8 protein-coding genes are annotated in these 8,355 nt (G+C 70.6%); 5 read left to right on the top strand and 3 right to left on the bottom strand.

Annotation, left to right across the window (positions count from 1 at the left end):
- The first annotated feature begins 132 nt into the window (after positions 1-132).
- The 5 genes from ACR2FV_RS02890 to ACR2FV_RS02910 all read left to right on the top strand — a co-directional run bounded on the left by ACR2FV_RS02890 (position 133) and on the right by ACR2FV_RS02910 (position 6,356).
- Positions 133-2,268 (top strand): acyltransferase family protein, encoded by a 2,136-nt coding sequence (locus ACR2FV_RS02890; RefSeq protein ID WP_434014199.1) that lies wholly within the window; start codon positions 133-135, stop codon positions 2,266-2,268.
- Between the two features lie 74 nt (positions 2,269-2,342).
- Positions 2,343-3,563, top strand: coding sequence for an ATP-grasp domain-containing protein (locus ACR2FV_RS02895; RefSeq protein WP_434014200.1), 1,221 nt, complete (start codon positions 2,343-2,345; stop codon positions 3,561-3,563).
- Complete coding sequence (locus ACR2FV_RS02900; protein WP_434014201.1) at positions 3,553-4,545, top strand: hypothetical protein; 993 nt, start codon at positions 3,553-3,555, stop codon at positions 4,543-4,545. Before ACR2FV_RS02895 ends, ACR2FV_RS02900 begins: the two co-directional genes overlap by 11 nt.
- Positions 4,542-5,723, top strand: coding sequence for an alpha/beta hydrolase-fold protein (locus tag ACR2FV_RS02905; protein ID WP_434014202.1), 1,182 nt, complete (start codon positions 4,542-4,544; stop codon positions 5,721-5,723). Before ACR2FV_RS02900 ends, ACR2FV_RS02905 begins: the two co-directional genes overlap by 4 nt.
- A gap of 57 nt (positions 5,724-5,780) precedes the next feature.
- Positions 5,781-6,356 (top strand): NYN domain-containing protein, encoded by a 576-nt coding sequence (locus tag ACR2FV_RS02910; RefSeq protein ID WP_434014203.1) that lies wholly within the window; start codon positions 5,781-5,783, stop codon positions 6,354-6,356.
- Positions 6,357-6,523: 167 nt separating this feature from the next.
- Here ACR2FV_RS02910 and ACR2FV_RS02915 read toward each other — a convergent pair whose 3' ends face one another.
- Genes ACR2FV_RS02915 through ACR2FV_RS02925 form a run of 3 tightly spaced genes read right to left on the bottom strand, consistent with a single transcriptional unit; the run spans position 6,524 to position 7,751 of the window.
- On the bottom strand, positions 6,524-7,090 hold the full coding sequence (locus tag ACR2FV_RS02915; RefSeq protein ID WP_434014204.1) for a hypothetical protein: 567 nt from the start codon (positions 7,088-7,090) through the stop codon (positions 6,524-6,526).
- Entirely contained in the window at positions 7,087-7,281 is a 195-nt protein-coding gene (locus tag ACR2FV_RS02920; RefSeq protein WP_434014205.1) for a hypothetical protein, read from the bottom strand. Before ACR2FV_RS02920 ends, ACR2FV_RS02915 begins: the two co-directional genes overlap by 4 nt.
- Positions 7,278-7,751, bottom strand: coding sequence for a MarR family winged helix-turn-helix transcriptional regulator (locus tag ACR2FV_RS02925; protein ID WP_434014206.1), 474 nt, complete (start codon positions 7,749-7,751; stop codon positions 7,278-7,280). Before ACR2FV_RS02925 ends, ACR2FV_RS02920 begins: the two co-directional genes overlap by 4 nt.
- Between the last annotated feature and the right edge of the window lie 604 nt (positions 7,752-8,355).

Genomic DNA, 8,355 nt, shown 5'->3' on the forward strand with positions numbered 1-8,355 from the left:
GCCGGCCACCACATAGCGGCCAGCCCACCCGGAGCCACGCAGGACACTCCTGCGTGGCTCCGTCGGTTTGTCGGTCGTCCCTCCTAGGCTCGGGTCAGCCCCGATCGCTCAGCCCGGCAGGGAGGTGGCCCCATGTCGTTCCCGGTTGCTCCGGCGCGCCCGGACGACCTGCTCGACGCTCCCCCGCGCCGGCCCGCTCCTGGGCTGAACCCACCCGGGCGCAACCTCGACCGCGCAAGACCGCCCGGCACGCGTCCGGTCCCGGGAGCGGACCGACGACCGGGCGGACGACCTCCACGGGGCCCCCGGGGCATTGACCCGCGACCGGGCACGATCCCCGGTCTCGACGGGGTCCGCGGACTGGCCATCCTGGCCGTGCTCGTCTTCCACTTCACGCCAACCGTGCTGCCCGGCGGCTTCCTGGGAGTCGATGTCTTCTTCGTCATCTCCGGCTTCCTGATCAGCACCCTGCTGATGCGCGAGCTCGCCGACGCGGGGCGGATCGACCTGCCGAGGTTCTGGTTGCGCCGGGCCCGGCGGCTGGTCCCGGCCCTGGTCCTCGTGGTCGTCGTCAGCGTCGCAGCGGCCCGGGTGGTCGGCGGTGACCTGCTGGTGGGCATCGGCCGGCAGACCCTCGGCGCGTTGACCTTCACCACCAACTGGACCGAGATCGCCGCGGGCGGCAGCTACTTCAGCGCCACCTCACCGGTGCTCTTCGTCAACTTCTGGTCCCTGGCCATCGAGGAGCAGTTCTACCTGCTGTGGCCGTTCGGCCTCGTGCTGGTGCTCGCCCTGAGCGCCGGCACCCGGCAGCGGCTGCTGGTGGCCGGTGGACTCGCCACGACCTCGGCCTTGCTGATGGCGCTGACCTACGCGCCGGGCACGGACGGCAGCCGGGCCTACTACGGCACCGACACCCACGCCTTCGGTCTGATGCTGGGAGCCGGGCTGGCCTTCGCCTGGGCCGGCCCGGAGCGAGCCTGGCTGCGCACCCCGCTCTGGCGGCGGTGGCGCGGCCTCGCGGTGGCGCTCGCCGCACTGACCTTGCTTTCCCTGATGCTCACCCTCGGCGAAGCGTCCGCGGTGACCTTCCGCGGGGGCATCCTGCTGGCCTGCCTGGCCACCGTGGTGCTCCTCGCCGGTCTGCTGGAGAGCGGCGGACCCTGGCGGCGGTTGATGACCAACGCTGCACTGAGCTGGCTGGGGTCGCGCTCCTACGGCATCTACTTGTGGCACTGGCCGGTCCTGCTGATCGGTGCCGCCCTGGTGCCCTACGCCCCCGGCACGGGGCGGGCGAGCGTGGTGCTGCTGACCTGTCTGCTGCTGACACTGCTGATCAGCGAGACCTCCTACCGCGCGATCGAGACCCCGATCCGCCGGCACGGCTTCATCGCTCCGGTGCATGCCGCCGCGGGTTGGCTGGCCACGCCGTGGCAACGCTCACGACTGCCCCGTCTGGTCGCCGGTGGCCTGGCCTCGGTGCTGGTGCTGACCGTCGTGGCGGTGCTCACCGCCCCCGAGACGTCCCGCACCCAGCAGCAGATCGAGCAGGCTGAGGCTGGACTGGAGCAGGCGGGCGCACCCGACCCGGGCGTCGAGGCGGCCGGTGCCGGCGCGGTGCTCGGTGACCCCGTCGCACCCCAGCGTTCGTCCGCATCCGTGGAGCCGTCGACTGTTGCCGGTGCCGAGCCCGTCGTCGATGCCGAGGAGCCTGCCGAGGACGCCATCTCGGGGTGGACCGCCGACGAGGAAGGCCTCCTGGTGCCGGACGGCGAGGAGATCACCGCGATCGGCGACTCCCTGATCGTGACCAGTGCCGACGGGCTGACCTACCGCTTCCCCGGCATCACGTATGCCGCGAAGTCCAACCGGCAGTGGAAGGACGCCTCGTCGGTGGTCGAGCAGGCCCTGGCGCAGGGGACCATGCGGGACAACGTCATCCTGCACTTCGGCACCAACGCCGGGGTCGAGGAGGACCAGGCCCGCGCCATGATCGAGGCCCTCGGCCCGGACCGGCGGATCGTGCTGATGAACCTCTACGGCACCAGCACCTTCGTGCCCCCCTCCAACGAGATCATCGCCGAGATCGCGGCCGATCATCCCCACGTCGTCGTGGGCGACTGGAACGCCGCCGCCACGGCCCAACCGGAGACCCTGCAGTCCGACCGGATCCACCCGGACATCGAGGGCATGCACGTCTACGCCCAGGCGGTGGCACAGGCCTTCGACTCCCTGGGCAGCGATATGCGCGCACCGGGTGAGCGATAACCTCTGACCCGCGCGCACGACCTCGCCCAGGCGAGAGGTGGGCGGTCAGACCGCGGTGTGGCAGGCTCGGGTCCGTGAACATCGTCTTCGTCGAGCCGCACTTCCCGAAGAACCAGCGGGAGTTCGTCCGAGCCCTGAGCGAGGCGGGGGCCAACGTCCTCGGGATCGGCGAGACCCCCGCCGAGCACCTGGACGACCAGCTGAAGTCCTGGATGGGGCACTACGAGCAGGTCGGCTCGGTCACCGACGTCGAGCAGATGACCGCCACCGTCCGACGCCTGCAGAGCTGGGTCTGGGTCGACCGGATGGAGGCGACCATCGAGTCGCACACCCTGCCCGCAGCACTGGTGCGCGAGGCGACCGGCATACCAGGGACCTCCGTGCACACCACCTGGTTGTGCCGCGACAAGCCCTCGATGAAGGACGCCCTGCGCGCGGCCGGGGTGCCCACCGCCGCCTCCACGGGAGCGGACACCCCCGAGCAGGTCCGCGAGTTCGCCCGGGCCGTGGGCTACCCGCTGATCCTCAAACCCCGCGACGGTGCGGGCGCCGCGGCGACCAGCCGGGTCGACGACGACACCGCCCTGGATGCAGCGCTGCAGCAGTTCGGTGCCGGCGTGCACTCAATCGCGGTCGAGGAGTTCGTCGAGGGGCACGAGGGCTTCTACGACACCGTCACCGTGCGCGGCGAGCCGATGCTGGACTTCGGCTGCCACTACTACCCCGGTGTGCTCGAGGCGATGCGCACCCGCTGGATCTCCCCGCAGTACATCTCGACCAACCGGATCGAGGACGGCGGTCTCTACGACGAGATCCGTGAGATGGGGCGCCGGGTCACGAGCGCCCTGGGCATCGAGACCTCGGCCACCCCCATGGAGTGGTTCCACGGCCCCAAGGGGCTGAAGTTCAGCGAGATCGGCGCCCGGCCACCCGGCGTCGGCTGCTGGGATCTGTACTGCGCCGGCAACGACGTCGACGTCTACCTCGCCTGGGCCCAGGCGGTGCTGTACGAGGCCACCGACCTGCGGCCCAGCCGCAGCCACGCCGCGGGGATCATCGCCCTGCGCCCCGACCAGGACGGCCGGATCAGCCACTACAGCGGGCTGGAGGACGTCGAGAACCGGATGGGGCGGTGGATCATCGACGCCCACCTGCCGCCCGCCGGCACCCCCACCCAGCCGGTCGACCACGGCTACATGGCCAACGCCTGGGTGCGGATGCGCCACCCCGACTACGACGTGCTGCGCACCATGATGGACGACGTCGGCAGCACGGTGCAGGTCCATGCCCACTGAGCCGCACCCCCCGCAGCCGGACGAACCGCATACCCCGTCAGGCGTCGAACCACCCATCGAGCCGCACGTCACCCTGCTCGGGCCGCAGCGGACCCCCCGGTTGGCCAGGGTCGTCGACGCCTTGGGCCTGTGTGGTCCGTTCGCCACGATCAACGCCGGGTGGCGCGAGCGGGAGCCGGAGGACGAGCTGCTGGACAGTTCCCTGGGGGGCGACAGCGTCAACCTGCGGCTGTGGCACCGAATGCAGCAGGTCTGGGACGCCGACCCCGAGTTCGCTGAGGCCGACCGGCAGCGACGGCATACCCTGGAGGAGCTGCAGCAGCTCTATCTGCTGGGCCTGGACCATGCGATGTCCGCCGTGGCCGAGCTGCGAGCGCACCAGCCCCGCGACCCGGCTGTGCTGCCCGCCGCGCTCGCCGACGCGGAGCGGATCATCCGCGACATGGACACCCGGCACCTGGGCCGGGTCGCTGAGCTGTATGGGGCGTTCTGGGACGAGACCCGCCCGCACGAGCGCTCGGCCGTCGCCCACGAGCGTCAGGAGATCGCGCAGGTGCTCGACGGCACCGAGGCTGTCGTGCTCACCGGCGGACACGTGGGCGTCCTGCTCGGCGCCCTGCACCTCTTCACCATCGCGCCCGCGCTGGCCCGGCCGGTCATCGCCTGGGGGGCCGGCGCGATGACGCTGACCGAGCGGGTCGTGCTCTTCCACGACCGGGCCACGCACGGCCCCGCGATCGCGGAGACGTATGCCGCGGGGCTCGGGCTGCTCAAGGACGCGGTCGCCCTGCCCTCGGCCCGGGACCGGCTCGACCTGTCCGACCATGCCCGGATGGCCATGCTGGGTCGCCGCTTCGCACCAGCCCGGTGCCTGCTGCTCGATGCGGGCGTCCGGGTGGACGTAGGACCCGACGGGATGCTGCCCGCCGGTGCGCCGGTGCTGGGCCTCGACGGCTCGGCCACCGAGCTGGCGGCCGCATGACCGCCACGACGCCCCACCCGATGAAGCGCCGCGGGGCACGCAAGCTGGCGATCAACCAGCTGCGCCAGAGCGAGCACCTCGACGAGGCGCGCATCGACGCCTTCCTGAGCCGGCACGAGGCGCCGATCGTCGAGGGACCCAAGTGCACGTTCCTGTGGCGCGGCGAGGCCGACGAGGTCTGGGTGACGCACCGCATCGTCAACCAGCCGCAGCGGGTGCCGATGAAGCGCCTGCCCGGTCTGTCGCTGTGGTGGGTCACCATCGAGCTGCCCGAGGGCTCGCGGGTGGAGTACCAGCTGGAGATCCGCCGCGGCGAGCACTACGAGCACACCAACGACCCGCTCAACCCCCACGTCGCGCACAGCCCGGTGGGCTCATCCTCGGTGTGCCAGGCCGTCGGCTACCGCACACCCCCGTGGGCGCAGCACGACCCCGAGGCACGCCCAGGTGAGATGCATGACATCCACCTGCACTCCAAGGCGCTGCGCCGGCAGACCACCAGCCGGGTCTACCTGCCGGCGCGCTACCGGGACAGCACGGCATACCCCCTGCTGATCGTGCACGACGGCGACGACTACCTCAACTTCGCGGCGATGAAGACGGTGCTGGACAACCGGATCCACACCCTCGACATGGCCGAGACCATCGTCGTGTTCACCAACCCGGGCGACCGGCTGCGGGAGTACCCCAACTACGCCGCGCATGCTCGGCACCTCAGCGCAGAGCTGATCCCGCACCTGGCCCAGCAGCTGCCGTTGGTCGACCGGCCGGAGGCTCGCGCTCTGATGGGGGCCAGCTTCGGTGCGGTGGCCTCGTTGTCGGTGGCCTACCGCAACCCCGACCTGGTGGGCTCGCTGTTGTTGCAGTCGGGGTCGTTCGTGTTCACCGACATCGGTGACGAGCACGAGGGCGGGCCGGCGTTCGACCCGGTGGTCAAGTTCATGAACCGCTACCGCGACCAGCCGCGGCGCGTTGCGGACCGGATGTTCATCTCCTGCGGGGTCTATGAGCCGTTGATCGTGCACAACCGCTCGATGGTGCCGGTCTTCGAGTCCACCGGCACGACCGTGCGGTATGTCGAGGCGCGGGACGGGCACTCGTGGGAGAACTGGCGGGACCGGCTCGGTGATGGCTTGTCGTGGGTGTTTCCGGGCCCGCAGAAGTTCGTCTACGAGTAGCCTCGGGGTCAACGGGCGCTCCTCGTGCCCGCTCCTATCGAGCCAAGGGAACGACAAATGGGCGAGCACACCACGAGCGGCGACCGGTTGACCTACCTGCTGGTCGACGGCGAGAACATTGACGCCACGATCGGCAACTCGATCCTCAACCGCCGCCCGGAGCCGAGCGAGCGGCCACGCTGGGACCGGCTGCTGACCTTCGCCGAAGCGCAGTGGGAGCAACCGGCCAAGGGGCTGTTCTTCCTCAACGCCTCGACCGCCCTGCCGATGACGTTCGTGCAGGCGCTGAAGGCCATCGGCTACACCCCCGTGCCGTTGTCGGGCAGCGGAGACGAGAAGGTCGTCGACATGGCGATCATCGCGACGCTGGCCGCACTGGGTGACCGGGACGCCGACGTGCTGCTGGTCAGCCACGACGCCGACTTCGTGGAGCAGATGAGCCCGCTGGTCGACGGTGACCGCCGCACCGGGCTGATGGGCTTCGAGGAGTTCCGCAGCGGGGGCTTCGCGCCGTTGGAGGCGCGGGGCATGGAGTTCTTCGACCTCGAGCACGACGCGAAGGCGTTCAACACCCGGCTGCCCCGCCTGCGGATCATCCCGATCGAGGAGTTCGACCCGCTCGACTTCCTCTGAGCCCCCTGCCGGCGGGCGCACACGACCCCTTCGGCCAAATCGGGCACCTGACCGATCCAGCCGACCCACCCGCATACCCGACCGGCCAGATCGGGCACCTGACCGATCCAGCCGTTTCGACGCTCACGCCCCAGGTGTCGGGGCAATGCAGAGCGCCCTGACCCCTATCAGAGCGCCGGTGGCGGCCGGCGACAGCTCGACCTCTCGCAGCTCACGATGGGTGAGCCAAACCACGACGACCCCGGCTGTCCGGGGTCACCAGCTGCACCATCGCTCCCCGGGGAGACCACCGAAACGGTGTCCGCGGCGACGGCGACCACCAGCGCGCCCAGGGCGAGCCACGGCGGCGAGGCCAGACCGAAGCCCGCGAGCATCGTCCCCCACACCACGGCGGCACCCAGCTGCACGAGCCCGCTGAGCCGGGCCCGGGTCACGGCGCCCGACAGCAGCACCGGTCGCTGCGTGATCATCCGCAAACCACCCACGCGCGCATCCAGTCCCCGGCCGGCACCACCACCGTCGGGGGGCATCGAGGGCAGCCGGCGCACGGCATACCAGGCGATCGCGAAGGTTCCCGCGTCCACCAGGTAGCACGCGGTCACTCCCACCCAGCCGATCAGCAGGCCCGCGAGCGTCGCCGCGCCCACCGCCTGCCCGGCGGTGCTCCACTGCACCAGCCGACGCCGATCCACCGGGTCGGCCAGGTGACCGCCGACCAGTCCGAAGACGATCATCGGGATGCCGTGGGCGAGCCCGATCGCTCCGGTCCAGACCGGCTGCCGGTCAGCTCCCACACCTGGTAGAGCACGGCGACCGTGGTGAGCTGCATCCCCAGCCCGGACAGGGAGGTTCTGGCCCACAGCCCCCGGTATGCGGTGCCGCTACGCAACGGGCGCAGGTCCACCACGTGTCGGCGCGGGCTCACGGCAGATGACCACGCAGCCGGTCCGAGAACGAGCGGGTGGCCAGGGCACGCTTCAGATCACGCACGACCCGCGTGACCGGGTAGGGCAGCTCGGCCTCGAGCTCGGCGATGGCCGCCTCGGTGGCGCGCCACTCGTCTTCCAGGAAGGGCACGACCGCCCGGCCCCGTGCAGTGAGGTCCACAACCTTGGTGCGGGCGTCGTGGCCCGGCTCGCTGGTCACCAATGCCTCAGCCCTCAGCGCGGCCACCGTCTGGCTGAGCGCCGAATGGGTCTGGTCCAGCTCAGCCGCGAGCTCGCGGATGGTCGACGGGCCGCGATGGTGCAGCCGGATGAGCACCGGTGTGAACCGGGGGCGGATGCCGGTGCTCTCGCGCTCGGCATAGATCCTGGCGATCTCGTCGTCGAGGTGGCGCAGCAGGCCGAAGAGGGGGCGCCACGCGCTCTCGTGCGTAGGGTCGCCGGGCGTCACCGCACTAATATAACAGCGCTGTCACAAATCTCAGCCGCCAAGCGCGGCGGCAGGTCGATCGATGGACGCTGCCCCCAGCAACGGTCGCCGAAGCGCGGCGGTTCCTTGAGCCTGGATCCGCGTGCGCCGTGAGGCGCTGACGATTTGATTTGGAGGTGAGAGACCTTCGCCTCCGTCCCTGTCGTAGCAGGGCGGTGAAGCTGAGGGCAGCCTGTCCCGAGAGATGTCGGGATGGGTGGGAGCAGCCCTGACAAAGCCGGGACGCGCCAGTACTGCCAGATGGTGTGGGTCCGGCGAGCGTGACGAAGAGGAGTACGCGAGGAACCAGCGTATGTACGTCCCTTAAGGGCTCACCGGCTCGAATCTGGCGGATATGGGCCGGGTGCGGTGCGCACCTACCGGATGAAAGTTCGGTGGGGAACTCCGAGGTGGGCATGTGGATGTTCGCCGGGAGGCCACGGTGAAGTGCTACGGGTTAGCCGTGGCGATGCTGCAGGGACAGAGTTGGGCTCCTCCTTCGTCGAGTGAATCGACAGTGAACACGGGAACCGTCTCGGTTCTGCCCGTCCCCGCGCGTCCGGTGCGGATGGTCGGGCCGGGTCCA

Origin of the sequence: Ornithinimicrobium sp., from assembly GCF_051004135.1 — a bacterium.
In the GTDB taxonomy this organism is placed as follows: domain Bacteria; phylum Actinomycetota; class Actinomycetes; order Actinomycetales; family Dermatophilaceae; genus Ornithinicoccus.